Annotated in this window: 18 protein-coding genes; 10 read left to right on the forward strand and 8 right to left on the reverse strand. The window is 30.9% G+C overall.

Annotation, left to right across the window (positions count from 1 at the left end; translation table 11 throughout):
- The first annotated feature begins 3 nt into the window (after window positions 1-3).
- The 5 genes from ftsH to ITB9_RS07245 all read left to right on the forward strand — a co-directional run bounded on the left by ftsH (window position 4) and on the right by ITB9_RS07245 (window position 4,427).
- Window positions 4-1,968, forward strand: coding sequence for an ATP-dependent zinc metalloprotease FtsH (gene ftsH / locus ITB9_RS07225; RefSeq protein WP_054851705.1), 1,965 nt, complete (start codon window positions 4-6; stop codon window positions 1,966-1,968).
- Between the two features lie 114 nt (window positions 1,969-2,082).
- Entirely contained in the window at window positions 2,083-2,691 is a 609-nt protein-coding gene (locus ITB9_RS07230) for an LUD domain-containing protein (protein WP_028606930.1), read from the forward strand.
- Window positions 2,692-2,695: 4 nt separating this feature from the next.
- Window positions 2,696-3,517: a phosphatidate cytidylyltransferase gene (locus tag ITB9_RS07235; RefSeq protein WP_054851706.1), complete on the forward strand. Its 822-nt coding sequence runs from the start codon at window positions 2,696-2,698 to the stop codon at window positions 3,515-3,517.
- Entirely contained in the window at window positions 3,507-4,157 is a 651-nt protein-coding gene (locus ITB9_RS07240; RefSeq protein WP_028289205.1) for a phosphatidylserine decarboxylase family protein, read from the forward strand. The genes ITB9_RS07235 and ITB9_RS07240 overlap by 11 nt, the downstream gene beginning before the upstream one ends.
- 3 nt (window positions 4,158-4,160) lie before the next feature.
- Window positions 4,161-4,427 carry an acyl-CoA-binding protein gene (locus ITB9_RS07245; protein WP_028289204.1) on the forward strand — a complete coding sequence of 89 codons (267 nt, stop codon included), beginning with the start codon at window positions 4,161-4,163 and terminating at the stop codon, window positions 4,425-4,427.
- Between the two features lie 136 nt (window positions 4,428-4,563).
- Here ITB9_RS07245 and pafA read toward each other — a convergent pair whose 3' ends face one another.
- Window positions 4,564-6,225, reverse strand: coding sequence for an alkaline phosphatase PafA (gene pafA / locus ITB9_RS07250; protein WP_054851707.1), 1,662 nt, complete (start codon window positions 6,223-6,225; stop codon window positions 4,564-4,566).
- Between the two features lie 110 nt (window positions 6,226-6,335).
- On the opposite strand from pafA, the gene ITB9_RS07255 reads away from it, so the two are divergent.
- Together ITB9_RS07255 and ITB9_RS07260 are read left to right on the forward strand one after the other, a co-directional pair.
- On the forward strand, window positions 6,336-7,076 hold the full coding sequence (locus ITB9_RS07255; protein WP_028289202.1) for an ABC transporter permease: 741 nt from the start codon (window positions 6,336-6,338) through the stop codon (window positions 7,074-7,076).
- Window positions 7,073-7,840, forward strand: a complete 768-nt coding sequence (locus ITB9_RS07260; RefSeq protein ID WP_028289201.1) for an ABC transporter ATP-binding protein — start codon at window positions 7,073-7,075, stop codon at window positions 7,838-7,840. The genes ITB9_RS07255 and ITB9_RS07260 overlap by 4 nt, the downstream gene beginning before the upstream one ends.
- Before the next feature lie 120 nt (window positions 7,841-7,960).
- On the opposite strand, the gene ITB9_RS07265 is transcribed toward ITB9_RS07260, so the two are convergent.
- From ITB9_RS07265 to ITB9_RS07275, 3 genes are read right to left on the reverse strand one after another with little or no spacing between them, the layout of a single operon-like run.
- Window positions 7,961-9,439 carry a DUF389 domain-containing protein gene (locus tag ITB9_RS07265; protein WP_054851708.1) on the reverse strand — a complete coding sequence of 493 codons (1,479 nt, stop codon included), beginning with the start codon at window positions 9,437-9,439 and terminating at the stop codon, window positions 7,961-7,963.
- A 10-nt stretch (window positions 9,440-9,449) separates the two neighbouring features.
- Complete coding sequence (locus ITB9_RS07270) at window positions 9,450-10,532, reverse strand: mannose-1-phosphate guanylyltransferase (protein WP_054851709.1); 1,083 nt, start codon at window positions 10,530-10,532, stop codon at window positions 9,450-9,452.
- Between the two features lie 23 nt (window positions 10,533-10,555).
- Entirely contained in the window at window positions 10,556-11,155 is a 600-nt protein-coding gene (locus tag ITB9_RS07275; RefSeq protein WP_054851738.1) for a SprT-like domain-containing protein, read from the reverse strand.
- Window positions 11,156-11,280: 125 nt separating this feature from the next.
- On the opposite strand from ITB9_RS07275, the gene ITB9_RS07280 reads away from it, so the two are divergent.
- Window positions 11,281-11,826 (forward strand): CIA30 family protein, encoded by a 546-nt coding sequence (locus tag ITB9_RS07280; protein WP_082396104.1) that lies wholly within the window; start codon window positions 11,281-11,283, stop codon window positions 11,824-11,826.
- 143 nt (window positions 11,827-11,969) lie between these two features.
- Here ITB9_RS07280 and ITB9_RS07285 read toward each other — a convergent pair whose 3' ends face one another.
- The 4 genes from ITB9_RS07285 to ITB9_RS07300 form a co-directional block, all read right to left on the reverse strand.
- Complete coding sequence (locus ITB9_RS07285; protein ID WP_054851711.1) at window positions 11,970-14,072, reverse strand: glucan 1,4-alpha-maltotetraohydrolase domain-containing protein; 2,103 nt, start codon at window positions 14,070-14,072, stop codon at window positions 11,970-11,972.
- 484 nt (window positions 14,073-14,556) lie between these two features.
- Window positions 14,557-15,150: a porin family protein gene (locus ITB9_RS07290; protein WP_054851712.1), complete on the reverse strand. Its 594-nt coding sequence runs from the start codon at window positions 15,148-15,150 to the stop codon at window positions 14,557-14,559.
- A gap of 43 nt (window positions 15,151-15,193) precedes the next feature.
- Complete coding sequence (locus ITB9_RS07295) at window positions 15,194-15,961, reverse strand: hypothetical protein (RefSeq protein WP_054851713.1); 768 nt, start codon at window positions 15,959-15,961, stop codon at window positions 15,194-15,196.
- 94 nt (window positions 15,962-16,055) lie between these two features.
- Window positions 16,056-17,114 carry a hypothetical protein gene (locus ITB9_RS07300; protein ID WP_054851714.1) on the reverse strand — a complete coding sequence of 353 codons (1,059 nt, stop codon included), beginning with the start codon at window positions 17,112-17,114 and terminating at the stop codon, window positions 16,056-16,058.
- A 347-nt stretch (window positions 17,115-17,461) separates the two neighbouring features.
- On the opposite strand from ITB9_RS07300, the gene ITB9_RS07305 reads away from it, so the two are divergent.
- The gene (locus tag ITB9_RS07305; protein WP_054851715.1) at window positions 17,462-17,977 is read left to right on the forward strand and encodes an RNA polymerase sigma factor; all 516 of its coding nucleotides are present in this window, start codon (window positions 17,462-17,464) and stop codon (window positions 17,975-17,977) included.
- A 52-nt stretch (window positions 17,978-18,029) separates the two neighbouring features.
- A complete protein-coding gene (locus ITB9_RS07310) occupies window positions 18,030-18,944 on the forward strand; it encodes a FecR family protein (RefSeq protein ID WP_054851716.1) in 915 nt (304 codons plus the stop codon).
- The last annotated feature ends 18 nt before the right edge of the window (window positions 18,945-18,962 follow it).

Genomic DNA, 18,962 nt, shown 5'->3' on the forward strand with positions numbered 1-18,962 from the left:
TACATGGCTGATAAAAACAAAAAAATAGCACCAAAAAAACCTAAATTTAATCCATATTGGATTTATGGAGGTATCATAATCTTTTTTATAGCACTTCAAGTATTTGGTAGTAGCTCTAGCAGTGCCGAAAAAACTTCGCCTTCACAATTTTTTGATTATTTAAGAAATGGTGATGTTGAAAAAGTAGATATTGTAAACGAAACTACTGCTAAAGTTTACCTTACTAAAGAAGCTGAAGCAAAAGAAGAGCATAAAAAATCTAAGCCAACTTCAATTTTTCCAACAACAACAAAATTACCTAACTACTCTTTTCAGTTTGGTGATTTAGCATTGTTTCAAGAATCTATTGATGATATTAATAAAGAGTTAGGTAAAGACAATGCTGCACAAGTAACTTTTAGCATTGATAGTAACCCTTGGGGAGAACTACTTTTTAGCTTACTACCATTTGTTTTACTTATTGGTGTTTGGATTTTCATTATGCGTCGCATGTCCTCTGGAGGAGGTGGAGGTGCTGGTGGACAGATATTTAATATTGGTAAATCTAAAGCCAAATTATTTGACGAAAACTCGCAAGTAAAAACAACCTTTAAAGATGTTGCTGGATTAGAAGGCGCAAAAGAAGAAGTTCAAGAAATTGTTGATTTCTTAAAAAACCCAGAAAAATACACCAATTTAGGAGGTAAAATACCTAAAGGAGCCTTGTTAGTAGGACCTCCAGGAACAGGAAAAACCTTATTAGCAAAAGCTGTAGCAGGTGAAGCTAAAGTGCCATTTTTCTCTTTATCAGGATCAGATTTTGTAGAAATGTTTGTTGGTGTTGGAGCTTCTCGTGTGAGAGACTTATTTAAACAAGCTAAAGAAAAATCTCCTGCAATTATTTTTATTGATGAAATTGATGCAATAGGAAGAGCAAGAGGTAAAAACGCAATGTCTGGTAGTAATGATGAACGTGAAAACACGCTTAACCAATTACTAACTGAAATGGATGGTTTTGGAACTAACACTAACGTTATAGTTTTAGCTGCCACAAACAGAGCTGATATTTTAGATAAAGCATTAATGCGTGCAGGACGTTTTGATAGACAAATACATGTAGATCTTCCAAACTTAACTGAGCGTAAAGCAATATTTGAAGTACACCTTAAACCACTAAAAAAAGTAGCTGGTTTAGATATTGAATTTTTATCAAAACAAACACCAGGATTCTCTGGAGCTGATATTGCAAACTTATGTAACGAAGCTGCATTAATTGCTGCAAGAAACGATAAAAAAGCTGTTGAAAAGCAAGACTTTTTAGATGCTGTTGACCGTATTGTAGGTGGACTTGAAAAACGTAGTAATTTATTTTCTGTGGAAGAAAAGAAAACTATTGCTTATCATGAAGCTGGACACGCAACAGTAAGTTGGTTTTTAGAGCATGCAGATCCATTAGTAAAAGTAACTATCGTACCAAGAGGTCGTAGTTTAGGTGCTGCATGGTATTTACCACAAGAGGCTTACATTACTAGAACCAATAAGTTTTTAGACGAAATCTGTGTAACAATGGGAGGACGTGCTGCCGAAAAAATAATATTTGATCAAATATCTACAGGTGCTTTAAGCGATCTTGAAAACGTAACCAAAAAAGCAAAAGCAATGGTTATGATATACGGATTAAATGAAAAGGTAGGAAACATAACATATTACGATCCTGCTGGAGAAAGTGGCTTTGTAAAGCCTTACAGCGAAAAAACAGCTGAATTAATCGATAACGAAATTAAGAATATAGTTGAAACTCAGTTTCAACGTGCTTTAGATTTATTAGAATCTAAAAAGGATGTCCTTAACAAGTTAGCTGAACGATTAATTGAAAGAGAAGTTATATTTAAGGATGATTTAGAAGAAATTTTAGGAAAGCGTCCTTTTGAAGATATCGATAGAAAACCTTCTGAAAAACTTTTACCTGAAAACAATTTAGAGAACTAAGTTTTTTCAGTTTATCATAATATTATCAAAAATCTTAGATTATCGCTTTAGATAGTCTAAGATTTTTTATATTTGGTAATTCCTAGAATAAATCATAGATTATAGCAGTGAATAATGAGCTTGTTTAGAAAATTTTTTAGTTCTAAATCTCAAAAGGAAAAGGAAGAAACAAAGTCTGATGAAAGAGGCAAGTATATGCCTACTCAAGAGTTACCTATAGACGAAAGCTTCACTATTAATTTCAAAAAAAATGGAGGTAAATTTCTATACTGCGATTCCATGGATGAAGTTTATGATAATTTAAACAATATTATTTTAGAAAACAATTGGGAAGACCATTCTGCTTTTTTTTATGATGAAAATTTAAATGATAAATTTAAGTCTTCGCAATTAAAAACAAGTAAAACACTATCAGAATGCACTTATTTTATTACTACTTGTGAAAATCTAATTGCTAATGATGGTTCATTATTAGTATGCTCTAATCAATTGGCTGAGAAAAAGCTAAATGAATTCCCAAATAACGTTATTGTATTTGCGACTACAAGCCAGATTGTTTCAAACATAGGTGAAGGCCTTAGAGAAATAAAAAATAAAAACACTTCTAAAATCCCTACAAACATCACAACCATAAAACATTTTAAATTACAAGAGGAAAAAGACTTTTTATCTTATGGAAGCAGTACAAAAAACTTATATTTGTTGCTTTTAGAAGACCTTTAGTTTTATGAATGAAACCCTTACAAGAGCACTCTCTGGATTCTTATACGTAAGTCTACTAGTTGCATCACTTTTAAACCAACATGCGTTTTTCGTGTTGTTTTTTGTGTTTGGAACTGTATCCTTAATCGAGTTCTGTAAACTGATTCAACTTAAAAGCATCGCGCCTTATATTATTTTTACAATCTTATATGGTGTCTTTGGCTATTGGCAATTTGTAATGAAATCTGATAAAGGGTTTGATGAGGCTGCACAGATATTACAAGTCATTACCATATTTGTACAATTAATTTTAATTAAAGATTTATTTTCAGAAAAGAAAATTCCTTTATTCAGTTCTAAAAGGTTTATTATAACAACTTTTTACCTGTCCAGTGGTTTTGTTTTTTTATTACTTATCGCAAATCATAATGGTTCATTTACTCCAGAGTACATTCTAGGATCATTTATATTAGTTTGGGTAAATGATACATTTGCTTATTTAGTTGGAAAAAACTTTGGTAAACAAAAGCTTTTTCCGAGCATATCTCCAAAAAAGACGGTTGAAGGTTTTTTAGGCGGTTTATTTTTTGCAACTATTGCTAGTTATTTTATTTATATCTTTACAGAGACCTTAAGCTTTACTAATTGGTTGATTTTAAGTATAATTATTAGCGTTATTGGTACCTTAGGGGACTTAATAGAATCTAAATTTAAACGTCAAGCAAAAGTAAAAGACAGTGGTGTAATTATGCCAGGACATGGTGGATTATTAGACCGTTTTGACAGCATGATATTTGCTGCTCCATTTATTTATTTATTTCTAAGAATTTTAAAATATGTTTCATAAAGAAGGCTTTAAAATAATTGCAATTACATTTATGATTATTGCAATTTTGACTGTAATAATAGATCGTTTTGTATCTATACAATGGTTACAATACCTATTGTTTTTTACACTATTTATATTTTTAGTATTAATACTTCAATTTTTTAGAAACCCAAAACGACTAACTGTATTAAGCGACAGTACTGTTGTGTCTCCTGTAGACGGAAAAGTAGTTGTAATTGAAGAAGTTTTTGAACCAGAATATTTTAAAGACAAACGTTTACAAGTTAGCGTATTTATGTCACCAATAAATGTACACGTTACACGTTACCCAATTAGTGGTCAAGTCGCTTACAGCAAATACCATCCTGGAAAATACCTTGTAGCATGGCATCCTAAAGCTAGTACTGATAATGAACGTACAACCGTAGTTGTTGAAAACCAAGCTTATGGTAAAGTTTTATATAGACAAATAGCAGGAGCTTTGGCAAAACGAATTGTTAACTATGCAAAAGAAGGTGATACTGCTGCACAAGGATCCGACTCTGGATTTATTAAATTTGGGTCAAGAGTAGATTTATATTTACCTTTAGGTACAAATATTAAGGTTGGTTTAAACCAGAAAGTTAAAGGAGGCGAAAGTATTATTGCCGAAATCTAGACTATGACTACCGAAGAATTAGATATCATTTTTGATGAGGCTGTAGAGCGAATTAATGCGCATACGGAACCTTTTCCTGCCGATTTTTTACTTCGTTTGTATGCTTATTATAAAAAGGCTACAAACAACTATGAAAGACCTAGCAGTAAAAAGCCTATCATAAATGCTTTTAAAACCAATGCCTTATTTCAAATTAAAAATATTACACCTGACCAAGCTAAAGAAGCTTACATAGAATTGGTGAATAACTATTTTTTATACAGAAAATAAATATTAAAATAAATTTAATAGTATTCTGGACTAGTTTGAAAAGAATAAACTTCAATTACTATTATTAAAAAAAGCAGTACATAAACTAAGTTTAAGTACTGCTTTTTTTTATCTAAACGGTTTTAATTACCAGTAATTATTTTTGTATTACAAATTCCAATGGTTTACCAGTCGCTCCATTTGGAAAACTAATTCCTAATAAAGCTGACATTGTTGGAGCAATATCTGGTATTGTAGTATGCTGTAAAGTACTTCCTTTTTGTATACCATTACCATAAAACAATAATGGTACGTGTGTATCATAGTTTAAAGCAGAACCATGTGTAGATCCTGTTTTACTATAACTAATTACCGCTGGATCTAATACAAATAATACATCGCCAGAACGTTTTTGATTATAACCTTTTTGTAATAAACTTTCAATTCCATTTGAAAATTCTGTATTACTCATACTTGTAGCTGTATACGCTTTGTTGATACTTGGGTAATCAATAATAGTATTTACAATTTCTTGTTGTACCTGAGCTAAATTTAACCCATAATCTTTAATCACTTTACGATCCAAAAACACTTGATTATTACTTACGTTTTTAATTAGCTTTTCTGCTTTATGATTAAAAATCATAGTTTCATTTAAACGATTTTTAAAATCATCTGTATCAAAATATCCTGCAGGAATTTTTACAGACTGTAAATAACTTGGCACTTCCACTGCTCCATGATCTGAAGATAAAAACAAGGTGTAATTACCTTGACCTACTTTATCGTCTAATGCAGTTAATAATCGCTCTATATCTTTATCCAATCTTAAATAGGTGTCTTGTACTTCTTTACTGTTAACTCCAAAATTATGACCAACATAATCTGTGCTAGAAAAACTAACTGTTAAGACATCTGTAAAATCATCTTGACCTAATTGCTCTCCTGTAATTGCTGCAATAGCAAAATCTGCAACAATGCTGTTTCCGTAAGGTGTTGCTTTAATAATATCATACCCTCTATTATCTTTACTTAAAGCTTTTAAGTCATAAGGAAACGTTGCTGTTTCTTTTCCTTTAAAACCACCTTCAAAGGTGTTTAAATCGCTTCCACTTTCTGTGTAAGTATTTATATCATAAAGCGTATTCCATTCTTTCAAATAACTTTCTGCAACAGCTTTATTATTAAAATCGTTAACCCAACTAGGTAATGCTTCTAAATAATAAGTACTTGAAATAAAACGACCTTGGTCTGCTCCATGAAACCAATAAGCAGCATTTGCAGTATGTCCAGCAGGTAAAATTGCACCTCTATCTTTTACAGAGATACCAATGGTTTTACCTTTCATTTGAGTAAATAATCTGTTTTCATCTGCAAAAGATGTTGTTTTTAATCTATGAGGAGACATTTGTCCAGCTTTGTGGCTTGTACCTACAGATTGTACAGTTGTATCTCCTGCACAATAAACGTAGCTGTCAGATACTTTATCATACCAATTATTAGATATTATACCATGCATTTTTGGTGTAGTACCACTGTATATTGACGCATGTCCAGGTCCTGTATAAGTTGGCACATAATTAAAATGGTTATTTTTACAATTAAACCCTTGAGTAATCAAGCGTTTAAAACCACCTTCGCCATATTTGTTATAAAATCTAGTTAAATAATCATAACGCATTTGGTCCACAACAATTCCAATTACAAGTTTTGGTTTTGAATGCATAACTGTCGTGTTATTATCTGAAGTCACCACAGTTTTTTGTGCCTTACAACTTAACAGAAAACAAATAAAAAATAGGGATACTATCGCTCTCATGGTATTAAATTTAATTTTGAACGCCAAAAATACAGCTTTTAAAACATCTAATTTGAAATTAAGGTTAAATACATATTAGAATTTTATATTTTAGCGGTAACAAATAAAGCATGAATTACCTACACTATATTGGGACTTACTTTTTAATGGTTGTCGAAATGTTTCGAAAACCAACAAAGTGGTCTGTAATGAAAAAATTAATCCTAAAAGATGTCGACGATTTAATTATTGGCTCATTAGGTATTGTTGCATTTATCTCGTTTTTTGTTGGTGGTGTTGTAACCATACAAACTGCCTTAAATATTGACAATCCATTAATACCAAAAAACTTAGTTGGTTTTGCAACAAGACAATCAATTGTACTAGAATTTGCACCTACATTTATGTCCATAATTATGGCTGGAAAAGTAGGTAGTTTTATTACATCAAGCATTGGTACAATGCGAGTTACAGAACAAATTGATGCTTTAGAAGTTATGGGTATTAATAGTTTAAACTACTTAGTGTTTCCTAAATTTATAGCACTAACCTTGTATCCTTTTGTAATATCAATTTCAATGTTTTTAGGTATTATGGGTGGATTAGCTGCTTGTGTTTATGGTGGATATGCCACAATGCCAGATTATATTGAAGGCATACAGTTAGACTTTAAGCCTTTTCATATGGCTTATGCATTTATAAAAACATTAATTTTTGCTTTCATTTTAGCAACTATCCCATCTTATCATGGTTATTACATGAAAGGTGGTGCACTTGAAGTTGGTAAGGCTAGTACAACATCTTTTGTTTGGACTAGTGTCGTTATCATTCTTTTAAACTATATATTAACGCAACTACTTTTAAGTCAATGATAGAAGTTAAAAACTTAAACAAATCGTTTGGAGATGCTCATATTTTAAAAGGAGTTACTACTACTTTTGAAAAAGGAAAAACCAACCTTATCATCGGACAAAGTGGTTCTGGTAAAACTGTATTTTTAAAATGTTTACTAGGATTATTTGACTATGAAGAAGGTAGTATTGCTTATGATGGGAAAATTTTTTCTAAACTAAGTGAAGACGAAAAAAGATTGATTAGAGCAGATATTGGAATGGTTTTTCAAGGAAGTGCCTTGTTTGACTCAATGACCATTGCAGAAAATGTAATGTTTCCGTTAAAAATGTTTACTTCTCAAAGTAAAAGTGAAATGGAAGATCGTGTAAACTTTGTTTTACAACGTGTCAACTTAGAAAACGCACACCATAAAAAACCAAGTGAAGCTTCTGGAGGAATGCAAAAACGTGTTGCTATTGCACGCGCAATAGTAAACAAACCTAAGTATTTATTTTGTGACGAACCTAACTCTGGTTTAGACCCAAAAACTTCTATTGTTATAGATAATTTAATTAAAGAAATAACCGAAGAGTACCAAATAACAACGGTAATAAACTCGCATGATATGAATTCGGTTATGCAAATTGGAGAGAAAATTATTTTTCTTAAAAATGGTTTAAAGGAATGGGAAGGTTCTAGATATGATATTTTTAAGACAGATAATGAAGCTGTAACAGACTTTGTTTATTCTTCTGAATTATTTAAAAAAGTACGTCAAATGTACTTGGAAGAACGTAGTTAATATCTATTTAATGACTTTAATTGTCGTTTAGGTTACACCATAAAACTATAAAGAATTTACAATCGCATAATGATTATAAATTCTTTATTAAAATTTGTATCAATAAATATTTACTATAATTTATTTAACTTGATTCACGACTAAAGTATCTAACTTAAGTTTAAGCTTTAACCAACGATATAGCTTATCTCTTTCTTTTGAAATTTGACTAGCGTTAACTAAACTATCATTCCATTTTACATTAAACACTGCTAGTGTATCTATCTTTTTGAAGTTAGAATTAACAACACTAGCATAAGATAAAGATTTAATGTTTTCGTAATTGATATTAACCTCTTTAGTTAACTCTTCAAAAGGCACATAACCACGTTCAAGTTTTGATAATTCTCTAACCTTGTCTTCCAAGAATGTGATTTTTTGTTGCTGACTCATTAGATCTAAAGAATCTCTGGTACGCAGCTCTTCCATATATTCAAGGTTATTAATCTGTCTGTTTTTAGACTGATTAATCAATAATTTTGAACTTTTTAAATATGAATATTCCTGTAAACGATTTTCTAAAAAATGTATCATATCATCAGAAATAACATCTGTTCCAAATGTTGTTAACTCGATATTAGATTCGCCATTAGGCGTATAATTTGGAGTCGCGTATTTTTGTATATAACTAGCGTTTGGTAATGACTTAAGTTCATTATTAATAAAGTCTTTAGCATCTACTTTAAACTGGCTTTCTCTTAACACATTTAAAAAAGTAAACATAGCAGGTATCATAACTACTATTGCTATCAATGATGCAATTCGTGCTGTACGCTTACGTTTAGCTGAATTAGCATATTTAAGCATTGGAAAACGCAATATTTTAAGTACTAAAAAAGTTGCTAAAGCTATAAAAATGGTATTAATTGTAAACAAATACATAGCTTGACCGAAATACACCCAATTACCTTTTGCTAATCCATAACCTGCTGTACACAATGGTGGCATTAATGCTGTAGCAATTGCTACACCAAAAATTACTGAAGCAATAGTACCACGTTTGGTACGTGCAATAATTAAGGCCAATCCACCAAAAAAAGCAATTAACACATCTCGAATATCTGGTTGTACACGTCCTAAAAGCTCTGAAGTATCTTCGCTTAAAGGAAAAAACCTAAAAAACAAAAAGGCTGTTAATAAACTTAGCACAATCATTATAGCTAAGTTGACTAATGATCGTTTTAATGTATCAATATCGTTTATTGCAATAGATAATCCAACACCAAGTATTGGTCCCATTAACGGAGAAATTAACATGGCTCCAATAACAACTGCTGTACTATTTGCATTTAAACCAATAGAAGCCACAAAAATAGAACATATCAAAATCCATGCAGTTGCACCTTTAAATGGTATATCTGCTTTTATCGCTTCAATAGTCGCATCACGATCTGTATCCTCTCTAAAATCTAACAGTTCTTGTAAAAAGGTTTTTATACTTTTAAATAACCCTTTTGCATCTTTTTTAACTGCTTGCTTTTTTTGGTCAACAGCTTCTTTTTGTTTCTCTTCATCAGAGAAATCAAATTTATTTTCTTTTGGTTTGTTGTTTTCTTCCATGTTTTAAAACCTATCCATAATGTTCTCCATATTGGTCTTTAACCTTTTGAAGGACTTTTTTAATATCTTGTTCTTTAGACTTTGGAAAGATAAGTAAAACTTCGTCTTTATCAACAATTATATAATCTTGTAATCCATCAACCACCACCACTTTATCAGATTTAGTACGTATCATGTTTCCAGACGCATCTTCTGTTAAAGTTTTTGCATTAACAACAGCATTATTGTCATTATCTTTATCTAATTTATCATACAAACTTCCCCAAGTACCTAAGTCATTCCAATCAAAAGTTGCTGGTATTACGTATACGTTTGTTGAAGATTCCATAATAGCATAATCTACTGAGATGTTTTCCGCTTTAGCGTAATTATCTCTTATAAAATCGTCTTCAAACTCTGTATTATAAGTTGACAAACCGTTTTTAAACAGCTCAAATAATTCTGGTTGTTTATCTTGAAATGCTTTTACTACACTGGTTGCACTCCACATAAATATTCCTGCATTCCATAAAAAGTTTCCTTGATCTAAAAATTGCTTAGCGGTTTCATAATCTGGCTTTTCGCGAAACTGAACCACGTCGCTAATATTTTCAGCGGAAGCGTTACCACACTCGATATAACCATATCCTGTATTTGGAAACGTTGGCTTGATCCCTAAGGTTATTAAGGCATCATTATCTTGACAATACTCAAACGCTTGTTTTACGTTTTCAGTAAATGCACTTTCGTCCTCAATCCAATGGTCACTTGGTGCAACAATCATGACTGCGTCAGGATTTTCTTTTTGTATTTTAAGACTTGCGTATAAGATACAAGGTGCTGTATTACGCATTGCTGGCTCTAAAACCACTTGACGTTGCTTAACTTCTGGAAGTTGCTCCAAGACTAAGTCATTGTACTTCTCGTTGGTTAAAATAAAAATGTTTTCTTTAGGAATTAAGGTACTTAAACGACTAAACGTTTTTTGAATTAAAGTATCTCCAGTACCTAACATATCATGAAATTGCTTAGGAAACTCAGATGTACTTACTGGCCAAAATCTAGAGCCTACTCCTCCAGCCATTAAAATGGCATAATAATTTTTATTTTGCATGTCTTGGTGTATTATGTGTATTTTTAATTATTGATTATATCTACTTCTGCATTGGCATTAAACAAATAAACTTTACCTGTTTTAACCTCAACACACTCATGACGAGTACGTCGCTTTACTCCTTTTTTAAACACACGACCATTGTGTATTTTAAAGGTTTGATGCAAAGGTACTTCAAATATAAAACTTTTATTATTTGGAGCGTCCAATTGTTTTAAAGCTAAGGCGAGTTGCACATCTGTATCGCTAGATGCCTTTGGGTTTTTAAAGTGTTTTGCTAAATGCGGAAGCAAGTTGTCTGGGAAAACATCAGGATTTATAAAAGGTAACATTAAATGCTGAAAGGTACGCTTCCACTCTGCTCCATGAGGTTTAATATGTCGTCCAAATTTAGAAAAAGCTTCTAAATGTGCTATTTCATGAATTAAAGTAATTAAAAAACGATACTTATTTAAATTTCCATTAACAGTAATTTGATGTTTCCCATTTGGTAATCTTCTATAATCGCCATGTCTCGTTTTACGTTCTTTTTTAACTTTTACTACCAAATGGTCATGTGCTAAAAGTTGTAAAACTTTTGGAACTGCTGCTTCTGGAATGTAGTGAGAAATGGTGTTTTGCATTTCAACAAAAATAATGGATTTATGTAAAATGAAATAATATTGACTATTGATTTTTAAATCTAAAAACGAGTCACCAATTAACAATACTTTATAAAAAGTATTTTTTGAATGTTGTATATTTAGCTATGAAAGACTTAATACTAATAGCGACTATATTTATGACCTCAGCAACTGGATTAACAATAGATTTTGGAAAAGATAAAACTGGAGCATCTTGGCGAATAGTTAATGATGAAGTAATGGGTGGATTATCCACCTCTGAAATAAATCTAAAAGATGACAGCCTATTGTTTACAGGAAATGTTAGCCTTGAAAACAATGGTGGTTTTGCTAGTGTACGCACTTTAATAGACGAAGGTGCTTTAAACAATTGTAAAATCATGATAATCCGTTATAAGAGTGATAATACCAATCGTGATTTTGGATTGTCTTTAAAAAGTAGTCAACAATATTACATACCTTATTACAAACATATTTTTAGTCCAAAGACTAAAGATTGGGAAACCATTGAAGTACCATTATCCGAATTTAAACATTATAAAATTAGTGAGATAATTGGCAACAATATGCCAACCGAGGCTTTAAAAGACGTTTTTAATATTGTTTTAATTATTAGCGATAAAAAAGAAGGTGAATTTAACATTGAAATTGACTATATCAAGTTTATATAAATATATTTGGTTAAAAGGTAAAACCAACTAAGATTTATTAAAAAAACAAATGAATCTCAGATTATAACATTTATACTATTTAAGTGATTATAAAAAGAGCTACCTTATTGGTAGCTCTTAATTTCTAAAAAAACAAATTTAAATTACTCTAAACTAATCTTTTTATTAATGATTTTACCGTTTACAGCAACTCTTAAAAAATAAAGTCCGTTAGCTAACTTTAAATCATCTCTATTAAATGTAATAGTATGCTTTCCTTTATTAAGTGTGTTAGAATACACATTAGTTGATACGCCTTTAAAATTTATAATTTTAACTGAAACTGTCCCCTTAGCGTCTTTGATATTTACATCAAAAAACACCTTATCTTTCAATGGATTAGGATATAATACAAAATCATTTACTGTAGATTTTTCATTAGTGCTTAATCGCATATCTGTCGGAGTACTGTGCCATGCATTATCATAGTAATAAGGCATATTTGAGCACGTGCTTAAATTTACTGTTTGATTATTTCCGTTATAACTAAAAATAATATTTGAGCAATCTTGATCTATTGTTATAGTTTTGTAACCATTATTAGCCTCATTTAATTCTGTTCCAGGCCATTCTCCGCTAGTGGCTTCTTGATTATTATTCCATGTATAAACATGAGTATAATCTTTTACATAAATTTTGAAGCTCTCTGAAGTTGTATTTGGAGGAGAGGCATGCCATGAATTGTCATAATAGTAAGGCATGTTTGAACAAGTAAATAAATCATCTGTTTGATTCCCTCCATTATTACTAAAAATAAGGTTTGAACAGTTTCCTATCACTGTTGCAGAAAACCAACCATTCCCTTCATTATTTAGTGTTGTTCCAGGCCAAGCTCCATTAGTTGCATTTAAGTTATCATCCCAACTATAAATAGTAGCATAATCTTGTGTATAAACCTTAAAAGTACTTGTATCGTTATCATTATCTGTTGTACCGTCATTATTAGTCCAAACTGCATAATTATTTCCAGAAGCAATTAGAGTCCAATTAGATCCAGATGGAGACCAGTCATTAGGTCCTATTTTCATTGCAACATCATAATTATTTCCATTTACAATAGCTGCATAAAGACCGTTTTGGGCAGTATTAATTGTTACATTACTCTGACTATGTATACCTGCATTTTTTCGAATAGTAATTAAATCACTAATCTCTCCTTTTACCGCATTTCCCCAATCAAATAAATGTGGCCAATAAATACATGGTACACCAGGATGTGTTAACAGGTAAGCATAAGTTTGTACAACATTGCCACTATTTAATACATTGTTTGGTGTATCATATCTTGGTGTGTCATGATTTTCAACAAACGTTGTATTGTTTCTAGGATCCCATCCTATTCCTCCAGAGGCTTCACCATTATTTGCTAAATAAGAATAATTGTTGTCTCTTATTACAGATTTTAAAGTAAAATAAGTTGGAAAATCAAAAGCAGTTGATCCAGTACCATCAATCCAATCTTGAATTACTTGCTTACTAGAGTTGTAATTTTCTCCAACCGAAAAAGTTGGGTTAGTAGCTCCATTATACAATGTATAATAATAATTATCAAAACCATGAACAAAATCGTATCGCCATCCTTTATAACCTATATTCTTTAAATTATTTAAAAAATTGATAATACTGTTTTGAACATATGTTTTTGTATGATCAATATCTCTTGCTGCTTCATACGACGTTCCTGTATCATAACTACCTCTTGGGTTAGTATTAAAATACTCTGGAACACTCCATACTTCATCATTAGAGGTAATAGCATCTGTTCCCCATTCTGGATTTGTAAAGTCTACATAATTGGTTGAACCTACTCGGTGATTTATTACAATGTCTGCAATTGGTTCTATTCCTTTAGAATTTAGTGCATTTAATAAATCTAAATGCGCTTGTAAACTCCCATAATTATTTTCAAAATTATTAAGTTCTCTTGGTAAATAACCCTCAAGTGAACCTGCATCACTTGGAGGTGGAAGCCATATCATATCGATACCTATATCTGATATTTCTTGGGACAAATTATTAACAATATTATACCAGTTATTTGGATTATTTGCTGCAGATTCCCAATAGAAACCTTGAAGCATTACACGATCATCATTTTCCCGCTGTGCTGTTAAAAGAAAGCTGTGGAGAAAAGCAAAAATTAAGCAATACGTTTTAAGTGAAAAACGTCCTAATTTGAATGTTTTAAAATAAGTTTTGGTTGTCATATTTTTATTTTATTGGTTAATTATCAATAATATAGTAATTTTTCAACCCTAAATTTATTATTAAAACAACTACAACGTTTTCGAGTTAATAACTTTTATTAATTTAACATTTACACATAGAATATTGACGAATTTTACCAAAATATTGAGGTAATCATAATTAATTAGTAAAATTCTGTTTATTCAGAAATATAATCGCGTTAATTATCATTATTCTTATAATCCATAAAAACTGATTACATAATTAAACTAACAATACATAATTAGTTAATTTTAAAGTCTGAAAACAACTTTCAAGTACAAAAAAACATGAAACATGTAAGGGTTTTTATGTGGCATTAAAAATTGTTTTTAATATTACCTTAATTATTAGCGATAAAGAAGTAGGTGAATTTAACATTGAAATTGACTATATCAAGTTTATATAAAAAAACGCTCTCAAAATATTGAGAGCGTTTTTTTTTATGAAGGGAATATGGTTGTGTTAAAAAGCAAATCCAACCGAGAATTGCCAAACTCTGTTTTTAGGTTCTCCTTCATCATATACATCTCCTAACCCTAAATGGTAACGTGCGCCAAGAGTAACACCAGATTCTGTTTTAAAACCTGCCCCAAAATTAACTCCGTAATCAAATTTATTTGGTTCAAACTCTTGTGAGGTATCAAATAAATTAAAGTTTGCATCATAAGTTTCTTTATGAGAAATAGCATAACCTATTTGCGGTCCAGCTTCTAAATAAAACGTGCTGACAGGATATAATTTTAGTAATAAAGGTAAATTAATATAATTAAGTTTTTGAGTGAATATACCTGCATCTGTTTCAATTTCATAACCTTGTTGTGAATACATTACTTCAATTTGTATAGCAGCAAACTCAGTAAAATAAGATTCTCCATACAAACCAACATGAAAACCACTACGTTGACCCGTTTCTGCTTCTCCATCATATTGTACTGAAGCTAAATTATAACCTGCTTTTAATCCTCCGTTTGATTTACTTTTCAAGTCATTATCTTGTGCTTGACCTATAAATAATGCACTAAAAAATAGTGCTATTGCTACATATTGCTTTTTCATAATATTAAATTTTAAGTTATTATTTGTAAATGATAATTAGTAATTATTTTCCACCATTGGCTTGCAAGTCTGCAATACATTGTGCATCTAATTGTGGTGCACTGCCTCCAGAAATCATATCCATAACATTACTTCCAGATTCGGCTTGCCAATACATTAAGCATGACTCGACATCACAATGTTTAGGATGATCTAAATCTTCGTGATCGGACTGCAAATCTGAGCCTAAATTTGTTAGTCCAAGTATATGTCCAAACTCATGCGTTATTACAGTTGTTTCTAAAATTGGACGTGTATTACTTAGGGTACCAGACGTTAACTCTTGAATAGTTTCTTGATATATCACAAATGATGTATTGCGATAGGCTGTACCTAATACAACACCTTCATCTGTATTACTTGCAGATTCTCCATCTGCAAAAAATGCCCAAACTGTTATTTGGTTATCATTGTTAAATAAGGTACGGTTGGCATCTTCTATTGCTATAATTTCTTGATTAGTGTAAGGGGATTGATTTGTTGTTGAAATAGCTCTTTTTTGTACCGTAATTCCGTCAGGTTTAAATGTTCTGTCTTCTAAAAAAGACACAAAATTATTAACTGCTGTTTGTGATGGTTCAAAACCCTCAACATATACTAACTCGACTACTAAACTGGTAAAAGTATTGTCTGATAATAAATCGTTTGCAGAGGTACCAACTGCTAATTGATTGGCTTGTTCTGGTGTGTCAAACGTTTCGGTTTGAGCATCATCACTGCTACAAGACCAGATCAGACCCAAAACCAGAACTAAAAACATTACTTTTTTCATATTACTATTTTTCTTTTTACTTATTTTAAAATTGCTGCCTCTAAGTTTAGAGACAGCAAAGTTAAACAAACTAATAACCACTTAATTTACTTATCTATATTTGTGTTAACACTAAGGTTAGTGCTGCATTGGTTGTACTTTGTAATGATATTGATGTACTACTATAATTTGTAACAACCCAGTTTTGATTTAAAATATTAAACGTTGTGTTATTACTAAACGTTAGATTTACGTATACTTCTGTTTGTGATGTTACTTCGTATGTACCTTGAACATCTTGTATTGTTGTATTAACAACATTTTGGGCTACAACTGATAAATCATTGGCAAAATCAATTGTGAATTCTGCAAAGTCTACAGCTGTATCAACTCCTGCTTCAATAATAGACTGCACTTCAAAAACACCATCTACTAAAATCATTTCAACCTCATCCGCATCATTTTGAGCTTGCTCTTCGATTGATTCTATACCTAAACAATCAGAGATTTCTGCTTGTAATTGTGCGTCACTATTAATAGATATGGTTTGAGATGTATCTCCTTCAACCGTTGCTGTAATTGGATAGTTAACAGAAAACAACTGATCGTCTCCTATACTGTTTATGTACGTATATAATTGTTGTTCGGTTTCAACAACGACACTTCCTGTTTGTTCAAAATCTAAACTGTAAGTCAATATTGTAATTGGAAAGTTAAAGTCAATACAAGAAATAGCGTCTTCACCAGCGTCTTCTAACGTTTCACAAACATTCATGATTTCGTCATAATCAGACTGGCTAGCTATAACGACTTCAGTATAATTACTTAATGTTACTGCAAACGGGAATTGTAATACTACTGTGTCATTATCGTTATTAAATTGAGCTAAAATATCAATAACTTGTTGGTAATCTGACTGACTAATAATACTTACCTGAGTCCCATTAACAGTTGCTGTAACTGGCAATATAATAGAAGAACAAGATACGCCATCTAAAAAGTCATCAAATGATCCATCATAAGCAGAAGCACGCTCAAGGTTACTTGCTGTTTGTGAGTTAGCTGTGTTTGTATTTGGATTGTCTCCATTTTCATTATCAATTTCATCTTGACAAGATGTAAATGAAAAGATGGCTAATAGACAAAGTGCTGTAATTAATTTTAAGTTTTTCATAATTTTTAATGGTTTGTAAATTTAATTTTTCTTTTTGTTAATTGTAGTTTAATACTTTTTGATTTTTCTTTTTAAAGCTATTTTTTCGCCTTTCTATAGGTAAGACAACTGATTTTTATTTTACCCTACCCTAAAATTTTAATTAATTGATTTATTGTGTAAATTATAGTTGCAAAGCTTGATATTAGTACTACTGTAAGTATGACTTCTATTATTGTACTAACTTTTTCGGTATTCATATTTTTATATCTTTGGGCTAATATGTACTTAAGACAACCCAAAGTTTTTTTACCCTACTTTTGGTTTCAATTATTTTTAATTATTGTCTTTAATACTATAAATGATATATGACAGACAGACAAAACAACCTTTGTGAGGACCAGTTTTTTAGCGACTTTTATTTAAAGCACGTGCAAAAAGCTAGCAACTTTGCTTATTATAAATGTGGTGACAATGCTAAAGCTTTAGATTTAGTACAAGATGCGTTTTCTAAGATTTGGGAACATTGTGCTAAAATTGAATTTAGTAAAGCCAAAACCTATTTATTTACCTCCATTAATAATATGTTTTTAAATACTATAAAACATAATAAAGTAGTCATGGATTATGCAAAAGCTGCTCCATATTTAGATAGAGATAATCAAAGTCCTGAATATTTATTAGAGGAAGAAGAATTTAAAACCAAGTTACAACAAGCCATTGCTTTATTAACAGACGGTCAGCGCGAAGTCTTTTTATTAAATAGAATTGACGGAAAAAAATATCGTGAAATAGCAGAACTACTTGGTATATCACAAAAAGCAGTAGAAAAACGAATGTCTGGTGCCTTAAAAACATTAAAGCAGCACATAAAAAATATTTAATAAGTAGGGTAAAACTAGACTTAATTGTCTTAAGATTGAAGGACTTATACCAATGAAAAAAGAAAACGACATATTAAAATGGTTTGATGACCAATTAACCAAACCAGAACTTGATGCTTTAAAACAGTCTGAAGATTTTAAAACTTTAGAAAAAATTAAGCATTATAGCTCACAAATGGAGGCTCCAAAAGTAGATGCACAACAAGCGTTAAATGCTTTTAAGCAACGTCCATTAACTAAAACCGAAGCTAAAGTTATTAGCTTAAACTTTAAAACCTTTTTTAAGGTAGCAGCAATGCTTATTGTTATGCTTGGCATCTCATACTTTGCCTTTTTTAATAACACCAAAAATTTTGAAACAACAGTTGCCCAAACTCAAACATTTAAATTACCTGATAACTCTGAGGTAATATTAAATGCACAATCTAGCTTATCTTATAACTCAAAAACTTGGGATGATAAACGCGATTTAACATTAGATGGTGAAGCCTTTTTTAAAGTTGAAAAAGGACAAAAATTTACCGTTAATACTTCTGCAGGTTTAGTACAAGTTTTAGGTACACAGTTTAATGTTAAGGAGCGTGACAACTATTTTGAAGTCGTATGTTTTGAAGGATTGGTTAGTGTAACACATAATAACAAAACTATTAAACTATCAAAAGGTAAAGGTTTTAAGGTTGTTAATGATAATATAGAATTAATAGATAACACAAAAGCAACATCTCCTAGTTGGCTTAAAGCCGAAAGTACTTTTACTAACATTAGCTTACAACAAGTCATTGCAGAAGTACAACGTCAATATGATGTAACTATTAATGCTGAGGCTATTGATACAACACAATTATTTACAGGTACCTTTACACACAGCAACTTAAACACTGCGTTGCAAGCCATAACTATACCTTTAAAATTAAGCTATAAAATTAATAATACGACTGTTATCTTATATAAATATGAAGGGCAATAACTGGCTAACCTACTGTTT

The organism is Olleya sp. ITB9, assembly GCF_001315805.1.
Lineage (GTDB): Bacteria > Bacteroidota > Bacteroidia > Flavobacteriales > Flavobacteriaceae > Olleya > Olleya sediminilitoris.

Coding starts and splice junctions, on each gene's coding strand:
- ftsH (WP_054851705.1), top strand. CDS start 4: ATGGCTGATAAAAACAAAAAAATAGCACCAAAAAAACCTAAATTTAAT.
- ITB9_RS07230 (WP_028606930.1), top strand. CDS start 2,083: ATGAGCTTGTTTAGAAAATTTTTTAGTTCTAAATCTCAAAAGGAAAAG.
- ITB9_RS07235 (WP_054851706.1), top strand. CDS start 2,696: ATGAATGAAACCCTTACAAGAGCACTCTCTGGATTCTTATACGTAAGT.
- ITB9_RS07240 (WP_028289205.1), top strand. CDS start 3,507: ATGTTTCATAAAGAAGGCTTTAAAATAATTGCAATTACATTTATGATT.
- ITB9_RS07245 (WP_028289204.1), top strand. CDS start 4,161: ATGACTACCGAAGAATTAGATATCATTTTTGATGAGGCTGTAGAGCGA.
- pafA (WP_054851707.1), bottom strand. CDS start 6,225: ATGAGAGCGATAGTATCCCTATTTTTTATTTGTTTTCTGTTAAGTTGT.
- ITB9_RS07255 (WP_028289202.1), top strand. CDS start 6,336: ATGAATTACCTACACTATATTGGGACTTACTTTTTAATGGTTGTCGAA.
- ITB9_RS07260 (WP_028289201.1), top strand. CDS start 7,073: ATGATAGAAGTTAAAAACTTAAACAAATCGTTTGGAGATGCTCATATT.
- ITB9_RS07265 (WP_054851708.1), bottom strand. CDS start 9,439: ATGGAAGAAAACAACAAACCAAAAGAAAATAAATTTGATTTCTCTGAT.
- ITB9_RS07270 (WP_054851709.1), bottom strand. CDS start 10,532: ATGCAAAATAAAAATTATTATGCCATTTTAATGGCTGGAGGAGTAGGC.
- ITB9_RS07275 (WP_054851738.1), bottom strand. CDS start 11,155: ATGCAAAACACCATTTCTCACTACATTCCAGAAGCAGCAGTTCCAAAA.
- ITB9_RS07280 (WP_082396104.1), top strand. CDS start 11,281: ATGAAAGACTTAATACTAATAGCGACTATATTTATGACCTCAGCAACT.
- ITB9_RS07285 (WP_054851711.1), bottom strand. CDS start 14,072: ATGACAACCAAAACTTATTTTAAAACATTCAAATTAGGACGTTTTTCA.
- ITB9_RS07290 (WP_054851712.1), bottom strand. CDS start 15,150: ATGAAAAAGCAATATGTAGCAATAGCACTATTTTTTAGTGCATTATTT.
- ITB9_RS07295 (WP_054851713.1), bottom strand. CDS start 15,961: ATGAAAAAAGTAATGTTTTTAGTTCTGGTTTTGGGTCTGATCTGGTCT.
- ITB9_RS07300 (WP_054851714.1), bottom strand. CDS start 17,114: ATGAAAAACTTAAAATTAATTACAGCACTTTGTCTATTAGCCATCTTT.
- ITB9_RS07305 (WP_054851715.1), top strand. CDS start 17,462: ATGACAGACAGACAAAACAACCTTTGTGAGGACCAGTTTTTTAGCGAC.
- ITB9_RS07310 (WP_054851716.1), top strand. CDS start 18,030: ATGAAAAAAGAAAACGACATATTAAAATGGTTTGATGACCAATTAACC.